Below are 23,962 nucleotides of genomic sequence, written 5' to 3' on the forward strand. Positions count from 1 at the left end.
AGTATGCTTTAAGATAATCTCTTTACTGGACTACTTTTATATAAAGTAGTATATAGTTAAGTAAGTTTCTCCGCCATCTGTAGAAGCGAGGTACGCTGGCAGCCAACAAAAACGCCGCTTCTCAAGGAAGCGGCGTTCAGCTTTCATTAGCAGCAAAACAGCGTTTAGTTGGCTACTTCGCTCAGGAACTTGATGCGCATCAGGCGTAAATCTTCCTCGGTATAGTCGTCGCTGCCGAGCTCTTTCAAAGCCACCGCAATATTGTCGGTGCTGGCCGTCATGAAGTAGTCGTAGATTTCCTCTTGGCGCTCTTCGTCCAGAATGCCGTTGATGTAATAATCAAGGTTGAGCTTGGTGCCGGAGTAGCAGATATGCTCGATTTCCTCCATCAGTTCGCGCATATCAATGCCTTTAGAGGAAGCAATTTCCTCTAGGTCCATCTTTTTGTCGATCTGCTGGATAATATAAATCTTGATCTTCGACTTGTTAACGGCCGACTTCACCACCACGTCGGAGGCTGTCAGAATATCGTTTTCTTCGACGTACTTCTTGATGAGGGCCAGGAAGGGAGGGCCGAATTTCTGCGCTTTACCTTGGCCTACGCCCCCAACGTGCGCTAGCTCATCCAGCTTGGTAGGGAAAGTAGTGGCCATCTCCTTCAGCGACGGGTCCTGGAAAAGAACGTAAGGCGGCAGTTCTTTCTCCTTCGCCATTTTCTTCCGCAGCGCCTTCAGCATCTCGAACAGGGTTTCGTCGTGGCCAGCGGCTTGCTGCACCTCTTCCTGCTCCTGTTCTTCCTTCACCTCCTCGTCGTAGTCGTGGTCTTTGGTGAGTTTTATTGAATGAGGATTTTCGATGAAGTCCATACCCATATCGGAGATTTTTACAACGCCAAAATTTTCAATATCCTTCTCTAAGAAACCAAAAATCAGACACTGGCGCAACAACGAATGCCAATACTGCGCATCGTGGTCTTTGCCTTTTCCATATACTGGCAAGCCGTTGTGGCCATAGCTTTCTACGTGGGCATTGTTCATGCCCATGAGCACGGTGCCAATGTGGTCGAGGCCGAAGCGTTGCTCGGTTTGCACTACCGCTTTCAAAGCTAATTCCACCTCGTGCTGGGCTTCGAAACGCTCTTTGGGGTGCTTGCAGTTGTCGCAGAAGCCGCAGTCTTTCTCGAAATGCTCGCCGAAATAGTGGAGCAACTGCTTGCGTCGGCACACCGCCGAGTCGGCATAGTTAGCCATTTCCTGGAGTAGCAGCTTGCTGTTGTCGCGCTCCGTTACGGGCTTGTCTTTGTTGAACTTCTCCAGCTTCACGATGTCGTCGTAGCTGTAGAACATCAGGCAGTCGCCGTCGAGGCCGTCGCGGCCGCCGCGGCCGGTTTCCTGGTAGTAGCCCTCAATGCTCTTCGGCGTGTCGTAGTGAATCACGAAGCGCACGTCGGGTTTGTCGATACCCATTCCGAAGGCGATAGTGGCCACAATCACGTCGCAATCCTCGTTGAGGAAGGCGTCTTGGTTGGCCATGCGCACGTGCGGATCGAGGCCGGCGTGGTAGGGAAGGGCCCGCACGTCGTTTACTTTCAGCAGCTCGGCAATTTCCTCTACTTTTTTGCGGCTGAGGCAATAAATAATACCAGCCAGCCCCTTGCGCTGCTTCACGTACTGAATCAGCTGCTTTTTGGTGTTGTGCTTAGGCCGAACTTCGTAATAAAGGTTGGTGCGGTTGAACGACGTCTTGAAAACGCTGGCATCATCCATTTGCAAGTTTTTCTGGATGTCGAGCTGCACTTTGGGCGTGGCGGTGGCCGTGAGGGCAATAACGGGTACCTGCCCAATGTTGTCGATAATGCCACGAATCCGGCGGTACTCCGGCCGGAAGTCGTGGCCCCACTCCGAAATACAGTGCGCCTCGTCGATGGCTACAAACGAAACGGTGGCTTTCTGCAGAAAGTCAATGGTTTCATCTTTGGTCAGGCTCTCGGGCGCCACGTAAAGCAATTTCACTTCGCCGCTGATAACGTCTTTCTTTACTCGGTTCATCTCGGCCTTGGTCAGGGTCGAGTTTAGAAACTGGGCATTCACGCCAAAGGCGTTAAGCTGGTCCACCTGATTTTTCATCAGGGCGATAAGCGGGGAGATGACAATGGCCGTGCCGGGCAGCACCAGCGCCGGGAGCTGGTAGCAAAGGCTTTTACCGGCTCCAGTAGGCATAATAACGAATGTATTATGCCCCTCAATTACGTTCTGAATAATGGCTTCCTGCGTGCCGCGGAACTGCCCGTACCCAAAAACTTCCTTTAACTTGCCTTTCAAATCAGCTCCTTGGCTGATTACATTGTTCACGGCTGGCATTGACATCCTCACTTGCTCGGTTGGAAGATTCAGGTAAGTAGCAACCGCAAAGTGCAGGTTTCTTATCTCAATCTAGGGAATTTTGAAGTATTCGGTAGGAGATACTAAAGGAGTAAGATAAAACCACGCTCTATTTCGCCCTCCGTACTCAATACCTAATCAAATTTAGATTGAAACCGCAAAACGAACTTCATTCCATTGCAAAAAAAGTGCTGCTCAGCGAAGCGGAAGCAATCATGGGCGTTGCGGAGGCTATTCAGTTGACTCCAGACTTTGCATTATGCGTAGAAGCAATACTCTCTTTACGGGGTAGAGTGGTCGTTACGGGCATCGGCAAGAGTGCGCATATTGCCAGCAAGATCGTGGCTACCCTTAATTCCACAGGCACTCCAGCCTTATTTATGCACGCCGCCGACGCCATTCACGGCGACCTGGGCATGATCCAGCCCGAAGATTTTGTAGTGGCCATCAGCAAAAGCGGTGATACGCCCGAAATAAAAGTATTGGTGCCGCTACTCAAGCGTAAAGGGGTGCCTATGGCCGCTTTGGTCAGCAATGCCGACTCTTATTTGGCTGTACAAGCCGACTTTATCTTACATGCCCCGGTCACGCGCGAAGCCTGTCCGCACAACTTAGCTCCCACCACTAGCACCACCGCGGCCCTCGCCCTCGGCGATGCGCTAGCAGTGTGTTTGCTGGAAAGCCGGGACTTCACTCGTCAGGACTTTGCCCGTCTACATCCTGGCGGCACCCTCGGCAAGCAACTTTATTTGAAGGTAGGTGATTTAAGCCGCCAAAATCAGCGGCCTCAGGTGCAGGAAAACGCGCCGCTAAAGGAAATCATCCTTGAAATATCCGGCAAGCGGCTTGGCGCTACTGCCGTGCTGGACGCAACCGGGCAGCTTCGAGGTATTATTACCGATGGCGACCTGCGCCGAATGCTCAGCACGTTTGCTGGTCGCCTAGAAGATGTGCGCGCTAGTGACATTCTCACGCTCAACCCGGTGGCGGTTGATGTAGAAGATTTCGCGGTGGAAGCTCTGGCCCGGATGCAGGAGCGCAACATCACGCAGCTTATTGTGACCGAGCAGAACCAGTTCTGCGGATTCATTCACCTGCATGATTTACTGCGTGAGGGCCTAGTTTAAACCAGTTAGGGAGGTGGTAGCGTCCTTTGAAAGGATGGCAAGTAAAGCCACCTCTTTACGGTTCCTTTTAAAGTTAGATATTTGCACACCTCTAACACTAACACCTTAGCAGCAACAATTCTTGTTTTATGATGCAACACACTTATCTCGTCGTAATGGCGGGCGGCATTGGTAGCCGCTTCTGGCCCTTTAGCCGTACCAACCATCCCAAACAATTTCATGATGTATTAGGAGTAGGCCGCTCGATGCTTCAGCTGACCGTTGACCGGTTTGCGGGTATTTGCCCACCCGAAAATGTATTCGTAGTTACCAATAGAGATTATAAAGAGCTGGTACAGCAGCATCTGCCCGACCTGCCCGCCGATCAAATTCTAGGAGAACCTATTGGGCGCAATACCGCTCCCTGCATTGCCTACGCCAGCTATTGTATTGCCAAGCGCGACCCGCAAGCCGTTATCGTAGTGTCGCCGGCTGACCATGCCGTACTGCGCGAAGACGAGTTCCGGCACGTTATTAGCCAAGCCGTTGATGTAGCGCGCACGCACGAGGTGCTGATTACGCTCGGCATCCAGCCTTCCCGCCCCGATACAGGCTACGGCTACATTCAGTACATCGACGAGGAAGCCAGCAGCCTGCCCAACGGATTGAAGAAGGTGAAAACCTTCACGGAGAAGCCAAATCTGGAATTGGCGCAGATGTTTTTGCAAAGCGGCGATTTTCTCTGGAATTCAGGCCTGTTTGTATGGCGTGCTGACGTTATCGTGCAGGCCTTCCACCAGTACCTGAATGATATTGCCGAAGTATTCGACGATGGATACGACCAGTTAGGCACCGCGCAGGAAGAAAATTTCATCACCGAGGCCTACTCGCGCTGCCGCAACATCAGCATCGACTACGGCATCATGGAAAAAGCCGACAATGTATTTGTGCTGCCCGCCGATTTCGGCTGGAGCGACCTGGGTACCTGGGATTCATTGCACCGCATGGGCCGCCGCGACGAAAACAACAACGTCATCGACGGCGACGCCATTCTTTATGATACCACCGAGTGTGTTATCAAGACACCGTCTGAGCGCCTGGTGGTCGTGCAAGGCCTTGATGGCTACATCATTGCTGAGTACGACAATGTGCTGCTTATTTGCAAGCGCACTGAAGAGCAGCGCGTGAAGGAGTTCGTAGCCGACGTGAAAGCCAAAAAGGGAGTAGGATACAACTAACCGTTATTGACGAGAGAAGAGCTAGTCTTTTTTGTTGTTCCGTGCTTTAAAACAACAAGCCCTTGCTGTTCACACAGCAAGGGCTTGTTGTTTTAAAACAGTAGGTTTTTGAAGACACGAATTGCACCGGTTTGCGTCCTCGCAGGGACTAGCTCTTTATCAACCGCTGCCGCAGCACCTCAAACAGCATGATGCCGCTGGCAACGGAGACGTTGAGAGAACCAATCTGGCCGGTCATTGGAATGCGGAGACGGTGGTCGGCGAGGCGAAGGTATTCGGGGGAAATGCCGTCTTCCTCGGAGCCCATAAGGACGGCTACGGGTCCGGTGAGGTCTACCGTGCCGGTTTCAAGGCTCGCATCGGCTTTTTCAGTGCAGGCCACGATTTGGACTCCCGACTCGCGTAGGAAGGTCAGCGTGTTTTTTAGATTAGCTTCCCGGCAGACGGGCACTATGTTGAGCGCACCAGCCGACGTTTTCACGGCGTCGCCGTTGATTTGGGCCGCGCCGTGGGCGGGTACTACGATGGCATGCACGCCCATACACTCGGCGTTGCGGGCAATAGCGCCGAAATTACGTACGTCTGTTACCCGGTCCAGAATCAGTAGGAAAGGCGTTTTGCCTTCCTCATACAGCCCAGCCAGAATACTGTCGAGCGGCATATAATCTATGGGCGACACGAAAGCAACAGCACCCTGATGGTTTTTGCGAGTCAGGTTGTCGAGCTTTTCCACTGGTACCGACGATACTGGGATGCCTTGCTGCCGAGCCAGGTCATTGATTTCCTGGGTGAGGCTGTTTTTGGTGCCGCGCAATAGAAAGATTTTTTCCAGGGTACGGCCGGCGCTTAAAGCTTCCATGATGGGCCGCAAGCCAAATAGCATATCAATGCTGCGGTCGGCAGCGGCAGGCCGGTTTGAATAGCGAGGCTTCTCTGTATCAAAGGAACGGCCCTCATTGTTGCGTGGGCGTAGCCCTTCTGGCCGGCTGTCGTTGCCTTCCGAACGACTTTCGGGGCGGCGGTAGCCGGCTGGGGTTTCGCCGCTGGAAGCGGGGCGGCCCGAGTCCCGGCGCGAGGCCCGCGGCACGGGGCGGTTTTCCGAGTCGTAGTAATTGCGGCGCTCCTTCAGCGGCCTAGGGCGGTCGTCGTTGCTTTTCTCCATTGCTCCACGGCGGCATACCAAAGTCGTTCGTACTCAGGCCGGCGCACCAATTCATAGTGTTCGGGTGCAAAGGTACTGGGTTTCCACCGGAACGTGTAAGAGGAAGCCGCCCCGTTGTCTGTACCATGATACACCCAGCGTTCCTCCTGCGCTGTGCGATATACTGCATCAGGAGGCCCCAAGGCTATGTACAACATGCCCCGGTCGGTCATCCAACCCGCTTTGTGCGCGACAAATAGCTGATTGGCTGCTTTGGCCCGGCCGTAGTATGTCCGGATGGCCTGTCGCGCTATGGCTTGCTGTCCGGCAGCGGCATTCAGCCAGAACTGATCTACGGCCCGTTTGGGATTAGGCGCATCGTAGAGTTTCTTGCGCTCCGCCGAGGTAGTTAGGTAAACCAAGGGTTGAATCAACTCATCGGCCGTTGTGAGCTCCGGATAATTTTTATCGGTCACCAAAATGCCCATCAAGCCTTTCTCGCCGGCCAAGCGTACGGTGTAGAGCCCAACTTCTGGCAACACTACGGGCAAGCCAGCCGGAAATGCCAGAGAGTCGCTGATGGACAGGGTGGGTGGAGCAGACGATTGGCGGGCTGGGTCAGCGTGAGGCGGCAGCGAAGCGACAAAAGACGCTGCGTAACGGCGTATAAGCACCGGCAAATCCTGACCATAACGGTCCACATAAAATACTTCTCCGGCCCGCACGGAACGGCGCAGCAACGGAGTGCCTACAGTGTCTGTAAGTACATAAGGTCTAGAAAGTTGCGCCGTAGTTAGCGGTAGCCAGGCTGCGTCGCCGGTGGCAGCTTCAGTGGCCGGCGCACAGGCCATGCTGAGCACGGTGCCGCTGGCGAGTTTAGCTATCGGCAAGCAAAACTCCACCCGGGCGGCTGCCCCATCGAGGCGAATGCGCCGGGCAAGGTGACGTACTGTATCGGTCCAGAGCGGACGACGAGCGTCATACGACGGCCAAGCCATTATGCGCAATAGTTGGCCCTGACGAACTGCGTTGCCGTTTGGAAAGCGTAGATAAACCCGCAAACTGTCGCCCTCTCGGCGTGTGTCAAGCTGCACGCGCCGGTCGATGCGGTACTGGTCGGAAAATTCCCGTTTTTGAGCAACTACGGGAACAAACTCCAACAGCAAAAGCACTAACAGCAAATAACCTTTCATGGAAGTTGGCATAAAGGCTGTAACGCGAAGTTCCCCTCCACGAACGTAAGAACAACAACCTATACTGGTTCTGTTCAACGTTCGCGAAGGGGAACATCACGTTATAGCTAGCTACTGTTATTGCCGCGGATAGTACTGATTTAGTAACTCCAGCGCCTTGCTGGCGCGGCCCTGGTCGCCGATTTGTTCGGCAACGCGGTATACACTCTGCACACTCAGCAAATAGGTTTGGTTCTCCATGTCAAACAGTGCTGGGTTGTGGGTCTGGTAATAGGGTAGTGCCACCTGAGCCCGGCTGATTATCTTGTCCATAATGTCGTTGGCGCGGGGCCGCTCGCCTACAGCTACCAATGCCGGCACAAATTGCGGAGCGTAATAATCGTAAGGAATGCTGGCGTCCGGCATCACGGCAAAGCACTTATCGAGCACCTCTTTGGCTTTCGCCTTGTTGCCTTCGGCTAGGTACGTGTTGGCTAAGCGCGCGAATTTGTCGCGGTAGTTGGCTGGGAAGCGCAGATGGTTTTCGTCGTAGAAGACGCCCGGATCATTCAGGTTGCGATAGGCAAACTTTTTCATCAAGCTCTCATACATCAGGTCTTTGGCTACGTAGCCCTCGTCGCCGCGGGGCTGGTAGTTGGGGTCCTTCATCGGCAGCACCCGGTAGGCCATGCCTTCCAGCTGGAAGTAGGGCTGCAAGTTCATGAAGTCGCCGCCCGCCACGGTGCTAGAGAAGTAAATCGGCCGCTGCCAGTTGTTGGTTGCTAGCATGTCCAGAATCACCAAGTTTTTCTTTTCAATGGCGCCTTTGCCCATGTTCCATTCCATGCGCGTCACGAGTTGCTTGCGGCGGTCTTTGGGTACGATGCCTAGCTTTTCCACCGCTGTGGTGTCTACGTCGAGGTAGAAGCTCGGGCTTGGGAACGACATCATGGCCGGGCCACTTTCATCGTACGATACCTTCAGCAAATCACTGTTCTGCGTCACTAACTGCACAAATTCCTTTAGGTTGATTTGCTTTACGGCCGGATTCTCGGCGTACGGCAGGTAGTCGTTGGTGCCCTGCTTGTAGCGGTCAGCCGGCATAGAAATAGGCAATGGCTGCGACTTGTACGAGCGGTTTTTCATTTGCTGAATGTACCAGTCGGTGTTCAGGTAGCTCAGCACGGCTACCCGCACGTCGGTGCGCACGCCTTCCACTTCCTGCGCGTACCAGAGCGGGAACGTGTCGTTGTCGCCGTTGGTAAACAGGATGGCATTGGGCTGCAACGAATTCAGCAGGTTTTTGGCGGAATCCACGGAGTTGTAGCGGCCCGACCGGTCGTGGTCGTCCCAGCCCTGAGCCAGCAACAGCACCGGAGCCAGCAGGCCCAACATAGTAGCTGCCACAGCACGACCAGAATCAGCTTTCAGCACCGAACGCAGCAGTTCAGCCAAGCCCAATACGCTTAAGCCGATCCAAATGGCAAAGGCATAAGTGGCCCCAGTAAAGGTGTAGTCTCGCTCACGCGGCTCAATGGGTGGCTGGTTGAGGTAAACTACAATGGCCAAGCCAGTAAACACGAACAGCAGACCTACAATCAAAGCGTTGCGGGAGTCACGGCGCGACTGATAAAACAAGCCGATCAAGCCCAAGACAAGCGGAATAGCAAAAAAGTTGTTGCGGGCTTTACTGTCGGCCATGCGTTCTGGCACACCGGCGTTACTGGCTTGCCAAGGCCATAGCCCACCGGATTGCTGCACGTCGCTTTCCCGGCCCACGTAGTTCCAAAGGAAGTAGCGCCAGAACTGATGGCCCATTTGGTAGCGAAACAGGAATGAGAGGTTCTGGCCCATCGTTGGCTTCACGCCTTCCTGAATGTCCACCCATTTCTGATAGTTGTAGAAGTGTTCTGGCTGGGGGCTGTAGATGCGGGGCAGCAGCATTTTATCGGCATCATCATACACCACAACCTGCCGCTTCTCGGCTACTACGTACTTGTTGCCTTCGCGCACATAACGCGGAGCACCTTCCTCGTAGCGGACGGGGCGCGCATTGAATTGTGGGCCGTAAAGCAACGGCCGGTCGCCGTACTGCTCACGCTTGAGGTAGCTCACGAAGCTGAGTACATCCTCGGGATTGTTTTCGTTGATGGTAGGGTGATAGCTACTCCGGATAGGAATGATGAGGTAGCTGGAGTAACCAATCAAGATAAATACCAAGCTGAGCATAGCCGTGTTGAGCAGGCGGTTGCGCTTCTGAATGGAGTAGCGGAAACCAAGCACCAGCAGGCCCACAAATAGCACCAGAAAAATAAGGATGCCCGAGTTGAAAGGCAGCCCCACGCTGTTCACGAAAAACACCTCGAACCCACCAGCCAGGGAAGGCAGACCCGGAATGATGCCCACCATCACCAGGCCTACCAGCACGAGGCTCAGTGCCAGCGTGAGGACGCCACCCCAAGTAGTCGGGTTTTGTGTGCGGCGGTAGTAGTAGATGAAAGCCAGCGCCGGCACAGCCAGCAAGTTCAGCAAGTGTACTCCAATGGAGAGGCCAATTACGTAGGCAATTAGGATCAGCCACTTATCGGAATCCGACTCGTGGGCGCGGTTTTCCCACTTCAACATTATCCAGACAACCGCCGCCGTAAACAACGACGACATAGCGTACACTTCACCTTCAACCGCATTAAACCAAAACGAATCAGAGAAGGCGAATGACAACGCGCCTACCACTCCCGAACCGAGAATTAGCAGGCTTTGGCCAAAGGTAGGCTCCGGTGCCCCCGGTACCGAATGACCCACTGCTCCGGAGTGGTGCAGCACCAACTTCTTGGCTAGGATAGTTATGGTCCAGAACAAGAATAGCACCGTGAACGAGCTACTCAGCGCCGATAAAGCGTTAACCAGCACCGAAACTTTGGTTACATCGCCAAAAGAAAACAGCGAGAACAAGCGGCCAAGTAGCAGAAACAAAGGGGCTCCGGGGGGGTGTGGAACCAGCAGCTTATAGGAGCAAGCAATAAATTCGCCGCAGTCCCAGAACGAAGCGGTAGGCTCCAGAGTGATTAGGTAAACGACGGTGGCCACGGCAAACACCAGCCAGCCAACCAAATTATTCAGGCTTTTGTATGAGCGCATACGGTAATTAGTAGATGGGGCAGGCCCCGGCCGTCGTCGCCTGACGCGGACTTTTGATCAAGGGAGGAAAGTTGTAGAACGCCAAAAGTAGACAATAAATCCCGCCGTACAGTGTCCTCTTCTACAGTTGGAACAGCCGTCGTTAGATGATACGCACAAAAAAAGCGGCCAATGAAGTGGGCCGCTTTTCCAGAGACGAATCAAATGAAAGCAGACTAATTCTGCAATACGAATCTTTTCGTAGATATCACTTTGTCGTTTAGTACCAAACTGTAGAAGTACATACCTGCTGGCAAGTCCGACAAATTGAGGGGCATCCCGGTATTAGAAGCGTCAGGTCGTAAGGCAAACGAGCGTAGTTCCCGGCCTAGTATATTGGTTAAACGCAACTTGTACTCAGGTCCTACTTTCTGATTTAACGTCACTACTACCAAGCCTTTGCTTGGATTAGGATATACGTCTAGCGCAACTCCTGCTGTTTTGGTATTAAGTGAGGCTTGCGGCGCATTGCTGACCGTTATGCTACCAACCATTCCTTGCCAAGGACCCCCGGCGGTAGCCTGAAAAGAATGGGGCTGGCAGTGATAAGTGATAGTGCCCAGGGCGGTGAAGGGCCCACGGGTGGCAGGGGCGTTTTCGCCTGCGTTGAAGGGAGCAAACGAAACGCCGTCATCTGCCACGCTCGGATGGCTACCCGATACCCACTCCCAGCGCACCTCATCGCCAGGACGAATGATAACGTTTTGCGGCGAAAAATTATTCGGGTCGCTTCCAACCGTAACGCCTACCCTCACCACAACCGTAGCGGCATAAGTTGAAAACGAGGCCAACATGAGGCTCATCAACCCAACCAAACGAGTAGAAATTTTCATGTGAAGATGTTTTGTTGAAAATCTGTTGGAGTGGCAGATTTTCGAATATAGTTATTTTTATGTATTTAGCGCAAAACCACTGCCACGGCAGTAGAATCGCTATTGGTGTTGCTTAAAACAAGCACCATGCCTAACTACACTACGGCAGGTAGTGGTACAATAGATGACACTGAAAGCGAAAAGGTTGCGTTCCACTTACATCAAGCCAATGCTCAGGTCTTACTACTTACTCGTTAAGCAACAGCTAAAGGTTGCCTATTGCTTTTCATGCACATAAAAACATATACGTTTCACTTGTTTGTGTCGACCAAAAGCCGTTATTCCTAGATATAGCGAATTTGTTTTAAGTCAAAAAAACGGACTTGCCCGCTAGCTGCTAAGATGAGACGCCCTGCCTCGTCGACACCCACAATTTCGCCTGTGATTTGACGGCCGTCGATTTCGTACAAGTGGGGCTGCTGGTAGCGGTAAAGCACTTGGCAGTAGTCAGAACGAATAGCGGCCAAGCGGCCAGCGCGTAGCTGCAAATAGCGTCGCTCCAAGTGTTCGAGCAAGCGGCTGGCTAATGTCGCTAGCGCGTAGGCACGGCCCGTAAGCGCGGCAAAGGAGGTGGCCGTAGGTACCTGAAATTCACGCTGGTTGATATTCATTCCAATTCCTACTATACTATGCTGAATCATTGTGCCGCTAAGCGTGTTTTCAATCAGGATACCACCTAGCTTTTTGTCACCAAAAAAAATATCGTTTGGCCACTTCACCCGAAGCACGGGGTCGGGGCCGAGCAAGGTTCCTGCCCAGTCGTGCACGGCTAGTGCTACCGCCTGGCTAAGTGAAAATTGGTCGGGAGCTGGCAGAAAGGTGGGGCGCCAAATCACTGACAGCGTTAGGTTCTCGCCGGGCGCAGCTTCCCAGTGGTTGCCACGCTGGCCTCGGCCGGCAGTCTGTTTGTCGGTTATTACCACGCAGCCGTCGGTGGCGCGGTTTCTGTAAATAAGATCCTGCGCCTCCGTGTTAGTAGATGCGCATTCGGGCAACGAAACCACTTGATGGCCCGTGAATAACGTTTGGGGGAAAAGAGCCTCCACGTGTTTTGCGTACTTTGTGAAGATCAAACCTAATAATACCCTATGAAAAGTACCCTGGTTCGTCAGGATTCGGACAAGTTGGCAGAGGTAGTAGTACGTGGTATGCAGGAGAAAAAAGCCCTGAATATCGTCGTAATGAATCTCAAAGAGTTAAAAAATGCTGTAGCAGACTATTTTATTATCTGTTCGGCTTCATCAGATACCCAAATCGACGCTATTGCGCGTTCGGTGGAGGAAGAAGTGGAAAAGCTTACGGGCCAAAATCCCTGGCAAACCGAGGGTCGAATGAACCGCGAGTGGGTGTTACTTGATTATGTGGACGTAGTAGTTCACGTGTTCCTGCGCGACCGGCGGCAGTTCTACGCTTTAGAGGAGTTGTGGGGTGATGCAGAAATCCAATACATCGAAGAGGAAACTGTATCGGCCCGATAAAGTAAACTACGGCTGTTTTCGTCTAGTAGCGGGAACAAACGTGCTGGCGGGGTGTTCCGCCTTTGATTTTTTGCCCTAGCTAATTCTTATACATGTCAGATAACACGCCCAAAAAGAAAAAGCCCATGTTGCCTAGTCCGGCTCCTAAGCCTGGTATGCAACTCTGGCTGCTCGCTGGGCTGGTTTTGTTTCTGTGCGCTTGGCTGTTCTTTAATCAGAGCGGCAGCAAAGTGGAAATAAACCAGCAGAAATTCGAGCAGATGTACACCGCCGGCGACGTGCGCGACGTTCGGCTGCTCACCGACCGCTCGGAGGTAGAGGTATCGTTGAAAAACGAAGCCGTGCGCACCGATAAATACAAGGCGTTACTTAGCCGTCGGGGGCCCCTCGCCTTTGAGGCCAGCCCACAGTTTGTTTTCCGCGTAGTCGACGGAAAAACTTTCAAGGAGGATTTCGAGAAGCTACAGGCTAATGTGCCACTCGAGCAGCGTATCGGCATTACGTTCGATACGCGCACTGGCTACGGTGATTTAGTAACCACTTGGGGCTTTACCATTCTGCTGTTCGTAGGTTTCTGGTTCCTGATGCGCCGCATGAGCGGTGGAGCCGGAGCTGGTGGGCAGATTTTTAACATCGGCAAAAGCCGCGCTGCTTTGTTTGAAGGTGGTGACAAAGTGAAAATCACCTTCAAAGACGTAGCAGGGTTAGAAGAAGCCAAGGAGGAAGTACAGGAAATTGTAGAGTTTCTTAAGAATCCTTCGAAGTTTACCATCCTCGGTGGTAAGATCCCGAAAGGCGCCTTGCTAGTAGGTCCTCCCGGTACCGGTAAAACGTTGCTGGCCAAAGCCGTAGCTGGCGAAGCTGATGTGCCGTTCTTCTCTCTCTCAGGCTCCGACTTTGTTGAGATGTTTGTAGGGGTCGGTGCCGCTCGGGTACGTGACTTGTTCAAGCAAGCCAAATCGAAAGCGCCTTGTATCATCTTTATCGACGAGATTGATGCAGTGGGTCGTAGTCGTTCGCGGGGCAATATGCCTGGTGGCAACGACGAGCGCGAAAATACGCTGAACTCGCTGCTAGTAGAGATGGACGGTTTCGGTACCGACTCGGGAGTTATCATTCTGGCGGCTACCAACCGCCCCGATACGCTTGACTCCGCCTTACTACGTCCCGGTCGTTTCGACCGTCAGATCAGTATCGATAAGCCAGACATCAACGGACGTACCGAGATTTTTCAGGTGCATTTGAAGCCCCTGACCTTGGGTCCTGATGTGGAAGCTCGCCGTTTGGCTGCTCAGACGCCTGGTTTTGCTGGTGCTGAAATTGCCAACGTCTGCAACGAAGCCGCTCTTATTGCTGCTCGTCGCGACAAAAAGTTTATCACCATGCAGGACTTCACCGACGCGGTTGACCGTGTTATTGGGGGCTTGGAGAAGAAAAACAAGATTATCAGCCCCGATGAGAAGCGCATTGTGGCCTACCATGAAGCTGGTCATGCTATTGCGGGCTGGTTTCTGGAACACGCCGACCCATTGGTCAAGGTAAGTATTGTTCCTCGTGGCGTAGCTGCCCTCGGATATGCACAGTACCTGCCCCGTGAGCAGTTTCTTTATAATACCGAGCAGCTCACCGACGAAATGTGTATGACGCTAGGCGGTCGTGCTGCTGAGGAAATTGTATTTGGCAAGATTTCCACTGGTGCCTTGTCTGATCTGGAGCGTATCACCAAGATGGCTTACTCCATCGTGACGATGTATGGCATGAACGCCAAGTTGGGCAATGTCTCTTACTATGACTCAAAAGGGCAGAACGAGTATGGCTTTTCGAAGCCTTATTCCGAGTCTACTTCGCAGATGATAGACGAAGAGGTGCGCAACATTATTGAGAATGCCTATATCCGCACCAAAGAATTGCTGACTGAGCGTCGGCATGAACTGGAAGTGGTGGCAAAAGAATTGCTTGATAAAGAAGTGCTGTTGCAAGATGACTTGGAGCGCTTGGTAGGCAAACGCCCACACGGTGTGCAAACCAACTACCAGGCTCATATGGCTGGTACCGACCGTAGCGAAACTTTAAGCGAGCGGAAGCAAGAGCATCCAGGTGTTCCTCTCAGCGACGATCTGCCAGACTTAAATCTGCCAGGTGTAGACGTTGATTTACCCAACGGTAATGCTAGCTCATCTGCCGGCTCCGGCGGTAGTGTCGTAACCCCTTTATAAAGGAATTCTTTCATAAAGTAAAAAAGCCAGTCCCTAGGACTGGCTTTTTTGTTTGCGAAAAGTGAAAGCTAGAAGCTCTGTTCAGGCTGAACTAACTGAAGAATCAGCAGACGCAAACGGTCTGCCATTAGTAGTTGATTTGCAGTGCAAGTTAATTCCTAAACCAAATCCACAACGGACTGTGTGCTTGACGTAACTCAGGGCAATCACAAACCAAAGAACCTAGAGCCAGGTCGTATTACTTGTTAAACGAGTAGTACGACCTGGCCCTAGGTCCTTTGGTTTGTGGTATCTCAGTACGAAATGATAGTAGACTATTGGTTGGCCTTTACGTTCAACGACGACAGGCGGGTCTTGACGTTGGGCTTCTTTGCCCGATAATCCGAGGAGTAGATAGACCCTTGCTGACTGGAACTGGCCTTCATCTGCTTACGAGTTCTTAGATAGTCTTTGGCTTCGTTGTAGATATCCGATTTGTGCTCCGCTTTTTCTAGCACAACTTGGTAGTAGCGGCGGGCCACTCCAACATTATTTTCTTCATCGGCTATTTTAGCCAGATTGTAATTGGCATGAACGTAATAGCCAACGCCTGTCTGACCTGTGGATTCTGAAAAAACCACGCACCGTTGAAAGTAGTCTTTGGCTTTGGTGGCATTCTTGTACTTATTCTGATTAAGCCAACCCAAATAATAAGTAGCATACCGGCCGCTAAAGCCTTCATAACCAGGCATTCCTCGATTTAGTTTGTCTAGGATGTCGAGGCTCACTTGTTCGCACTTCCGATGTTCGCCGTTATTAAAGCACAACATAGCGTAGTAACGCTCGAAGTAGCCATTGTCGGGGTAGGTAGTGGCCAGTTGGCGGGCTACCTGTAGGGCGGCGGCAGAATTATTCTCACGCTCGCTTCCCAAGATTTTCATTAAGAAGAACTTCGCTTCGGGACCTGTATACATTCCGTTGGCGGCTACGTTTGTAATCTGCTGCAAGCCCAGTTGCCGGTTGCCCTTAGGAAATAACAGTAAGATGGGGCGCAACCACGGGTGCTCGTCTGAAATCCAAGCAGCATAATAGTTAAACAATCCCTGCCCAAGTAAAAATTCAGGACTTAAGCCATTGGCTTCTCTGCTTTTATCAAGATAGTCGAGGGCGCGCTTGCTGCTAATAGTTGCTCTGCGTAGATCGTGGCGTTCGGCATGCAGACGAGCATCAAACCCATAAGCAGCAGCAAGAAAGAAACACGCCTCGTAGTTTTTGTTGTCAATATCGTACAGCCGTTCCCCTTTGGTAATAGCTGTGTCCATATAGGCAAAAAACTTCTTGTCGTAGATGGTGTTAGTGACGTTGCTCGGCATGATTTTCCACCATGTGCTCAGTCCCATCAAGAAGTAAGGCATGGGATGTTGCGGATAGCGACGGCGCAAAGACCGGAATTGCTTTTCAGCTTGGTCATGCTTGGAGTTGTAGAGATTGTGCACAGCACCATCCAACTCTATCTGAATATCCTGGTTGAGTAGTAGCCAACTTTTGGTGTCTACTATCGTGGGAGCTACATCCACGTTCTCCAGCGTGATGTTGCGCATGCCGTCTACCAGTGTGGTATCCGGCGCCTGGGCGAAAGTATTAAAATTTATTATAAAGAAAGCCAGCACCATCCAGCCTCTCTTGCTGGCATACTGAAGACTCTCCGTCATAGATGTTAGCTTTATAAATTTGTATTTATTCTTCATGGCTAATTCCTTTAAAGCGTAAAATTAAGCTATAAATGCCAACTAAGCATGCTCTAATGGGTAAGGAAATATAGGATATATTTTAGTAAGAGAAAAACCTATAACACTGTATTATATCAAGCTACGATAATGTTATATCAAATTAAAGTTTAAGACTATTTCGTTAAGTTGCTGTGCCCATGCCAAAGCAACTTATGTGCCTTAGCAAGAAGTACATTCATAAAACAATCAGTTAAAATCCCTCACCGTTGGTTTGCATCGCTACTACAGTTTGCCAAACAACTACCTGTCTTCCGCAGAGTTGGAGTTTTGCAGTATGATTGGCAGCTTCTACCTTAGGGCTTATTACCTTTGAGCTATGCCTGAATCGTCCCGCGATATTATTCTGCGTCGTATCCAAGAAGCACTCCAGCAGCCTACACCGCTTAAGCCTGCTCCCGACTTCACGGCTCCTTTACACCCCCGGGCGCCCGGCGACCTAGCCGTTGCTTTTGCCGAAAGCTTTGTGCGAGTGGGTGGACAGCTGTATTTCTGCGAATCGGAGGAGCATTTCTACGATCAGCTTTTCACCTACAAAAAGGAAAAGGAGCTAGAGCATTTGTATGTATGGGAGCCTGAACTGAAAAAGATGCTGCACGCTGGTGGCCTCGTCTTCAACCAGGATGAAGAGAACTTTGTAGCCCACGCCGATGCGGGGCTCACCACATGCGAGGCGCTAATAGCTCGTACCGGTAGTGTGTTAGTTTCGGCGGCAACTAGTAGCGGCCGCCGCCTCAGCATCTATCCCGATCAGCACCTGGTAGTAGCCCGCACTTCGCAAGTAGTAGCCGACATTAGTGACGCTTTGCGTAATCTGCAGCAGAAATATGGACCTGAGCATCTGCCTTCCATGATTTCGCTCACCACAGGCCCCAGCCGCACGGCTGATATTGAAAAGACTCTTGTGCTCGGTGCCCACGGCCCGCGCAGCCTTGCTCTGTTTTTATTGGATGACGAAGCCGCCACCTCGCCTGCCTGATTTGACGTTGCCACCCGGCCAGCGGGTATATTTTGCTTCCGATTTTCACCTTGGAGTCCCCGATGCCGCTAGTTCGCTGACGCGGGAGCGGCGCATTGTGCGCTGGTTGGATTCTGTCGCGCCCGATGCCGCTGCTATCTACTTGCTCGGCGACATTTTCGATTTTTGGTTTGAATACCGGCACGCCATTCCCCGGGGCTTTATTCGCCTGCAAGGAAAACTGGCGGAATTAACGGATGCGGGGCTGCCAGTGATATTCTTCACCGGCAACCACGACATGTGGATGTTCGATTATTTCACCCAAGAACTAGGCATTCCCATCCTACGCCATCCGATTAGCCAACAGATTGGGGGGCAGGAATTCCATATCGGACATGGCGACGGACTTGGGCCTAAAGACTATACGTATAAAGTATTAAAGCGTGTCTTTGCCTCGCCGGTTGCGCAGTGGCTATTTGCTCGTTTGCATCCCAACTTTGGTATTGGGTTGGCCAATGGCTGGAGCCGTCGTAGTCGGATTCAGAATACGCAAGAAGACGAAAAATATTACGAGGACGAAGAGTGGCTGTTGATTTACTGCCGGGAGTTGGAAAAACTCTTTCATCATGACTATTATGTGTTCGGGCACCGGCACCTGCCAATCGACGTAGCAGTAGCTCCGGGTAGCCGGTATATGAACCTCGGCGAATGGGTCAATTATTGCTCGTATGGCGTGTATGATGGCACCGATTTGGTCTTGCAGCATTTCGAGAGTAAGCAATAAGCTGTGGCAGAAGCTGTTTTCGATTGCCTTGCTACTTACTGTTCTCGACTTATCACCAGCTTTCGCCCAAACCACCGTGCCCAATCCGGCGTCGGTGGCGCCGCCGAGCCAGCAGCCGGCGCCCGCACAGGCCGCTTCCTCGGCAATTAAGTCCACCGAAACTGCCCCGACTGGTGCTGCCTGGACGCTAGTGCGCAACGTTGCTTTGCCCAAGCCCGGCGTGGCTTCGTTGGACCGCCGCGGCACATTGTATGTGGCCGATGCCCAGAACAACGTACACCAATACGGGCCTGACGGCCAAGCCCTCAACACGTACTCGCCGCCGCAGCCCGGTCACGTAGCGCAAATTGAAGCCTGGAATACCACCAAGATTTTGGTGTTCTATGATGACCGGCAGGAACTGCTGATGCTCGACCGGTTTGCCGCCCCCATAAGTCAGCTTAATCTGTTGGATTTGCTGGAAGGCACTGCCCGCGCTACCACCCTGGCTCCCGACGACCGAATCTGGCTGCTCAACGAATCGGACCTGACGTTGCGCCAGTTCGACCCAACGCAGCCGCGCAACACCCGCAATACGCCTCTGGACCTGCTCATCGGTCGTTCCCGTCCTGATTTTCGCTTCCTGCGCGAGTATCAAAATAACCTGTACCTCGTCGACCGAGTGAATGGGATTTATGTGTTCGACAACCTCGGCAACTACCGTAAAAAGCTGCCTTTCCTTAACCTCACTACTATCGGATTTCGGGGCGACGAACTGTATTTCCTTGCCGATGGTGCCGTGCAGCTTTTTCACCTCTACAACCTCACGCAGCGCGCTCTAGCCTTGCCCGTGCCCGCCACCGACGTACGGCAAGTATTGCTAGGGGAGGGCTACGCCTACGTTTTCACCTTGGCTGGCATTCAAGTATATAAGCTGTGAAACGCTAGAGCATCCTCTAGCCTAGACACGACAGGAAGCACACCCCTTATACAAGTTGAAGCCGCAACGCGACGCCCGGTTTTACAAGCCTAGCCTAGCGTTGCGGCTTCATTTTGATAGAATGCAGAGCTGAATAATAGGTTCGTTGGGCCCCTACTACTGCGGAAGCGTGTGCTAGATTGTGGCATTTGTATCGCCTCGAATCCCAAGGTTTCTGGCTGTCGATAAGTGGATTGCTTGGTGTATGGCCGCTCGCTAGTTCCATTTCGCCGTTAGTTGCAGCTAGAGCAGTAAGCTGAGCGATAACCTCCACCTAAACGCCACCGTTAACCTGATACCGGCTTCGGCCATGCTGCTCTCCTTCCACATCCAAAACCTGACCTAGTTATGAAAGCACTCGTGTATCATGGGATGAGAGACGTTCGCGTCGACACCGTAGATGATCCGAAAATCGAAGACGCCCGCGACGCCATCATTCGCGTTACGAGCACAGCTATCTGCGGCTCCGACCTGCACATTTACAACGGCAGCATTCCGCAGCCCCGCCCCATGGTGCTAGGACACGAGTTTATGGGTATTGTGGAGGAAGTAGGTAGAGGAGTCGGCAATAAGCTCAAGGTCGGTGACCGAGTGGTGGTGCCCTTCCCTGTTGCGTGCGGTACGTGCTATTTCTGTAACCACGAGTTGCCGGGCCACTGCGAAAATTCCAACCCCGACCATTATGGCCCGGAGGGAGGCCTGGCTACCGAAAAAGGTGGTGCCCTTTTCGGCTACACCGACCTGTACGGCGGTTACAACGGCGGCCAAGCCGAGTTTGTGCGCGTGCCCTACGCCGACTTCGGCCCGCGCGTCATTCCCGATTCGCTAACCGACGAGCAGGCACTCTTTTTAACGGATATTTTTCCGACCGGTTATTCAGGGATTGATTGGGCTGATGTGAAAGGGGGCGAATTCATTGCCATTTTTGGCTCGGGCCCGGTAGGCATCATGGCTGCCAAATCGGCGTGGCTGCGGGGAGCGGCCCGTGTGGTGCTCATCGACACACAGCAGTACCGCCTCGATAAGGCTAAAAAGGCGACGAACTCGGAAATTATTCTCTGGGAAAATGCCAAGGACGTAATCGAGCAAATCCGGGCTATGAGTGAGGGTCGCGGTGCCGATGTGTGCGTGGAATGTGTGGGTTTCGAGCCCGACCGGGATTTGCTCGACCGCGCCAAAGCAGTGATTAATCTTGAAAAAGGTTCGCCGAAAGTGCTGGAGGCCTGCATGAGCGCTGTGCGTCGGGGCGGAGTAGTTACGGTGCTAGGGGTTTATAGCTCGCCTTATGACAACTTCCCTATCCATCAGTTTTTCGACAAAGGCATTACCATCCGGGGAGGTCAAGCACCCGCCCAAAAGCACATCGATAAGCTGCTTCAATATGTAATAGAAGGCAAAGTGGTGCTCGACGACATCATTTCGCACCGCCTCCCACTGTCTGAAGCTGCCCACGGCTACGACATCTTCCGCAACAAGAAAGACAACTGTTTGAAAGTAGTGTTGAAGCCTTAAGCTCAGGCTGCTTTTCTTACGTTATATAGTAAGAGAGCCTGCTAAATGCAGGCTCTCTTGCATTTGAACAGGTAAGTAGCGGCAATTTAGGAAGCCTTGTTTTTGAGCTTTTTCAGTTAGAGAGCTGTGGCTATAAGTACAGTTTACAATGGAAGAGCCAGCCTTCCGGCATCACAAGGCCACAATTTTATAGCGCAGGCAAGGCAGAAGGAGGGAAGTTGATGGGGCATTTCTATTACCTTTGAAAAATCCTGTTGAGCTTTATTAATCGAGCGTATCGTTAAGAAATCTACTCGTTTCTCTATGATCTATCACGCTGTCCGGGGTTGGCTTCGGGGCTGTTTCCTGCTTAGCGTATTAGTGCTTGTCTGGCCAAGCCAGCTGCTGGCTCAACAAGCCAAGACTGCGCTGCCCGATAAGCTGGCGCCCACGCTACGCATAGCAACTCGGCAGCCAGCAGTGAAAACCAACGTGCGGGTAAGTGTGCGAGAACAGGCGGCATTTAAAGACTGGGTTCACGAAGCATTGCCGGGTGTGCAAGTGAAATCCGAAGCCGGGCACCCTAGCCTTTTACTGATTTATGGGATAACCAGCGCACAAGTAGACTTGCTGCTAAGCTCTCCGCTGGTGGGGTTTGTGGATGCGCCCAACCGCCCGGCGCACGACGAGCGGCAGCTAAACCGAGCCGATCCAACGGTCAATACCGTGTCGGCGGTGCACCGGCGCTATCCCAACCTCACGGGGCAGGGGCTTACCGTATCGGTAAAAGAAAATCCTTTCGACCCTACGGACATCGACTTCAAGGGGCGTTTAGTCGATGTTAATCTTACCCCTACTAGCCGGTCGGAACACGCCACCATCATGGCTACGCTTATTGCGGGCGGGGGCAACTCGGCGCCGAGCGGCAAAGGGGCTGCGTGGCAGGCCCGACTTACGTCGTCTGACTACGCCAACTTACTGCCCGATAGCGATGCGCAGCTTGCGCCGCGTGGAGTGAGCGTGCAAAACCATTCTTACGGCACCGGCATCGAAAACTATTATGGCTTGGAAGCGCAGGCGTACGATGTGCAGAGCCGACGGTATCCGACGCTGCTGCACGTTTTTTCGTCGGGCAATTCGGGCAACCAGACCAGTGCTACGGGCACCTACCAAGGCTTAACAGCGGTAGCCAACCTAACGGGGCAATTCAAGATGTCGAAGAACACGCTAAGTGTGGGTGCCACCAACGCATTAGGGCAAGTGGCGCCGCTTAGTTCGCGCGGCCCCGCTCACGATGGTCGTATAAAGCCAGAACTGGTAGCTTTCGGTGACGACGGCTCTTCCGATGCGGCCGCGCTGGTATCAGGGATTAGTTTGCTAGCCCAACAAGCGTATTGCAACCGCAACAATGGCATATTGCCGCCCGCGGCACTGGTAAAGGCAGCGTTGCTCAACAGCGCCGACGATACGGGCCGCCCCGAAGTGGATTTTGTGTCGGGCTTCGGGCAGGCAGACGCGTTAGGCGCTGTGCGCGCTCTGCTCGACGGGCATTATATGACGGGTATAGTTGAGCAAGGCCAAGTGCAGCAGTTTGTACTGGTGGCACCACCCGGTACTCAACGCTTGAAAGTAACGTTAACCTGGACCGACCCCGAAGCAGCTGCCAATGCTCGCCAAGCTCTCGTCAACGATCTGGACCTGGAACTAGTCGATTTAAGTGCCGGCACCAGCACGCACTGGCTGCCTTGGACGCTAAGTGCTTTTCCACACCCCGATTCGCTGGCTTTGCCCGCGCGCCGCCGTCCCGACCATCTCAATAACGTCGAGCAGATTACACTGCCCATTGCTTCGCCCGCCAAATACATGGTGTCCGTGCGCGGCTTCAACGTGCCTATCGGTCCGCAGGCGTTCAGCGTGGCATACGAGTTTGAAAGGGACTTGGAGTGGATGCACCCGCTTAGCACTCTCGGCCTCCAGCCGGGCACCACCGAGCCGCTACGCTGGCAGTGGGCTGGCCCCGCTACCACTGCCCGCCTCGACTATCGCCCCATCGGGACCAATACTTGGCAGCTAATCAACCCTGCTATCGACTTGGCCCAACGCAGCTACGCTTGGTTGGTCCCTGAGGCGACCACACTGGCCCAACTGCGGCTAACAACTGCCACCGGCACTGCGTATGTGTCGGATACTTTTGCTATCGGGTCCGCGCTGCCGTTGCGCGTCGGTTATGCCTGCCCCGACGAGACGTTGCTGTATTGGGGGCGTGTGCCCGGAGCCACCCGCTACCAGGTGTACCGCCTTGGTGCCACGCAGTTAGAACCGTTTCTGCTTACTACGGACACTGCGTTTGTGTTATCGAAAGCGCAACGAGAAGTGTCTTCTTACTATGCCGTAGAACCTGTGTTAGGCACGTTGCGCGGCGAACGAGGCACCACCCTCGACGTTGCCAATACCGGGCTCGACTGCTACTTGCGCTCTTTTGTGCCGCGGCAGGCCGTGGCCGATACCGTGCAGTTACTGCTGGAGCTAGGCAGTACCTACCGCCTGCAATCCGTCGACTTGCAGCGCCGTGAGCAAGGTGGATTTCGCACCGTTCAAAGTTTGAACTTGCCTTTTGCCCTCGCCACCCAACTTACAGACCTAGATGCTGCGCCAGGGTTCAACGAGTACCGAATGCTCCTTCGGGATGCTAACGGTCGAGAGTTCTACAGCCAAATAGAATCGGTCTACCACGTCCGCCGCCAGGACTTGCTGGTGTTTCCTGTGCCCGTGTTGGCTGGTGAGTTGCTAAGTGTAATCGGCGAACCGGGCATGCCGCTGCACCTGCGCCTCTACGACAGCCTGGGCCGCCTCGTACGTGAAGCCGATATGAAAGGGGCCATCAACGCCTTCGATACCAAGGGCCTGCGTGCTGGCGTGTACCTGTTGCGCGCTCATGTCGCCGGCACCAACTTCACCCGTCGCCTCGTGATACTATAGTATCGCGGCTGTTATCCTTATTATATATGATACAAGGGAATGTTAATTCGGTGGAGTTAAAACTCCTGAGATTCAGATAGTAGAGTGAAGACCAATTTCGCCCTTAGTTTCTCCTTTCAACGAGGGCAGATGCTGAAAAGCAGTAGCCGTAAATTGCTTTAAGCTCAGCAGCTACGTAGAAAAGAGCAAACAAAAACCCTGGCCATTTCCAGCCAGGGTTTTTGTTTGGTAGCTAAACTAGTTTA

The 23,962-nt window shown here is 52.9% G+C and carries 16 protein-coding genes; 9 read left to right on the plus strand and 7 right to left on the minus strand.

What is annotated here, in order from left to right:
- Positions 1-164 precede the first annotated feature (164 nt).
- Complete coding sequence (recQ, locus tag ACFE7X_RS14610) at positions 165-2,351, minus strand: DNA helicase RecQ (RefSeq protein WP_375436416.1); 2,187 nt, start codon at positions 2,349-2,351, stop codon at positions 165-167.
- 179 nt (positions 2,352-2,530) lie between these two features.
- Here recQ and ACFE7X_RS14615 point away from each other — a divergent pair, with 179 nt between their 5' ends.
- The gene (locus tag ACFE7X_RS14615) at positions 2,531-3,508 is read left to right on the plus strand and encodes an SIS domain-containing protein (RefSeq protein ID WP_375436417.1); all 978 of its coding nucleotides are present in this window, start codon (positions 2,531-2,533) and stop codon (positions 3,506-3,508) included.
- A 128-nt stretch (positions 3,509-3,636) separates the two neighbouring features.
- Complete coding sequence (locus ACFE7X_RS14620) at positions 3,637-4,725, plus strand: mannose-1-phosphate guanylyltransferase (protein ID WP_375436418.1); 1,089 nt, start codon at positions 3,637-3,639, stop codon at positions 4,723-4,725.
- Between the two features lie 148 nt (positions 4,726-4,873).
- Here the strand turns inward: ACFE7X_RS14620 and rlmB are convergent, their stop codons facing one another.
- The 5 genes from rlmB to ACFE7X_RS14645 form a co-directional block, all read right to left on the minus strand.
- Complete coding sequence (rlmB, locus tag ACFE7X_RS14625; protein ID WP_375436419.1) at positions 4,874-5,887, minus strand: 23S rRNA (guanosine(2251)-2'-O)-methyltransferase RlmB; 1,014 nt, start codon at positions 5,885-5,887, stop codon at positions 4,874-4,876.
- Positions 5,851-7,059 (minus strand): GWxTD domain-containing protein, encoded by a 1,209-nt coding sequence (locus tag ACFE7X_RS14630; protein WP_375436420.1) that lies wholly within the window; start codon positions 7,057-7,059, stop codon positions 5,851-5,853. Before ACFE7X_RS14630 ends, rlmB begins: the two co-directional genes overlap by 37 nt.
- Positions 7,060-7,176: 117 nt before the next feature.
- A complete protein-coding gene (locus ACFE7X_RS14635; protein ID WP_375436421.1) occupies positions 7,177-10,176 on the minus strand; it encodes a DUF2723 domain-containing protein in 3,000 nt (999 codons plus the stop codon).
- Positions 10,177-10,391: 215 nt separating this feature from the next.
- On the minus strand, positions 10,392-11,048 hold the full coding sequence (locus ACFE7X_RS14640) for a T9SS type A sorting domain-containing protein (RefSeq protein WP_375436422.1): 657 nt from the start codon (positions 11,046-11,048) through the stop codon (positions 10,392-10,394).
- Between the two features lie 323 nt (positions 11,049-11,371).
- The gene (locus ACFE7X_RS14645; protein ID WP_375436423.1) at positions 11,372-12,133 is read right to left on the minus strand and encodes a biotin--[acetyl-CoA-carboxylase] ligase; all 762 of its coding nucleotides are present in this window, start codon (positions 12,131-12,133) and stop codon (positions 11,372-11,374) included.
- A 42-nt stretch (positions 12,134-12,175) separates the two neighbouring features.
- On the opposite strand from ACFE7X_RS14645, the gene rsfS reads away from it, so the two are divergent.
- Together rsfS and ftsH are read left to right on the plus strand one after the other, a co-directional pair.
- Positions 12,176-12,565 (plus strand): ribosome silencing factor, encoded by a 390-nt coding sequence (gene rsfS, locus ACFE7X_RS14650; protein ID WP_375436424.1) that lies wholly within the window; start codon positions 12,176-12,178, stop codon positions 12,563-12,565.
- 92 nt (positions 12,566-12,657) lie between these two features.
- Entirely contained in the window at positions 12,658-14,781 is a 2,124-nt protein-coding gene (ftsH, locus tag ACFE7X_RS14655) for an ATP-dependent zinc metalloprotease FtsH (protein ID WP_375436425.1), read from the plus strand.
- 314 nt (positions 14,782-15,095) lie between these two features.
- On the opposite strand, the gene ACFE7X_RS14660 is transcribed toward ftsH, so the two are convergent.
- Entirely contained in the window at positions 15,096-16,472 is a 1,377-nt protein-coding gene (locus ACFE7X_RS14660) for a tol-pal system protein YbgF (protein ID WP_375436426.1), read from the minus strand.
- 394 nt (positions 16,473-16,866) lie between these two features.
- On the opposite strand from ACFE7X_RS14660, the gene ACFE7X_RS14665 reads away from it, so the two are divergent.
- The 5 genes from ACFE7X_RS14665 to ACFE7X_RS14685 all read left to right on the plus strand — a co-directional run bounded on the left by ACFE7X_RS14665 (position 16,867) and on the right by ACFE7X_RS14685 (position 23,717).
- The gene (locus tag ACFE7X_RS14665) at positions 16,867-17,526 is read left to right on the plus strand and encodes a lactate utilization protein C (protein ID WP_375436427.1); all 660 of its coding nucleotides are present in this window, start codon (positions 16,867-16,869) and stop codon (positions 17,524-17,526) included.
- A complete protein-coding gene (locus ACFE7X_RS14670) occupies positions 17,498-18,289 on the plus strand; it encodes a UDP-2,3-diacylglucosamine diphosphatase (protein WP_375436428.1) in 792 nt (263 codons plus the stop codon). The genes ACFE7X_RS14665 and ACFE7X_RS14670 overlap by 29 nt, the downstream gene beginning before the upstream one ends.
- Before the next feature lie 28 nt (positions 18,290-18,317).
- On the plus strand, positions 18,318-19,208 hold the full coding sequence (locus ACFE7X_RS14675; RefSeq protein ID WP_375436429.1) for a hypothetical protein: 891 nt from the start codon (positions 18,318-18,320) through the stop codon (positions 19,206-19,208).
- A 387-nt stretch (positions 19,209-19,595) separates the two neighbouring features.
- Positions 19,596-20,759, plus strand: a complete 1,164-nt coding sequence (locus tag ACFE7X_RS14680) for a zinc-dependent alcohol dehydrogenase (protein ID WP_375436430.1) — start codon at positions 19,596-19,598, stop codon at positions 20,757-20,759.
- A gap of 303 nt (positions 20,760-21,062) precedes the next feature.
- Positions 21,063-23,717, plus strand: a complete 2,655-nt coding sequence (locus ACFE7X_RS14685; protein WP_375436431.1) for a S8 family serine peptidase — start codon at positions 21,063-21,065, stop codon at positions 23,715-23,717.
- Positions 23,718-23,962: the final 245 nt, after the last annotated feature.

It is taken from the genome of uncultured Hymenobacter sp., assembly GCF_964242765.1.
Taxonomy (GTDB): domain Bacteria; phylum Bacteroidota; class Bacteroidia; order Cytophagales; family Hymenobacteraceae; genus Hymenobacter.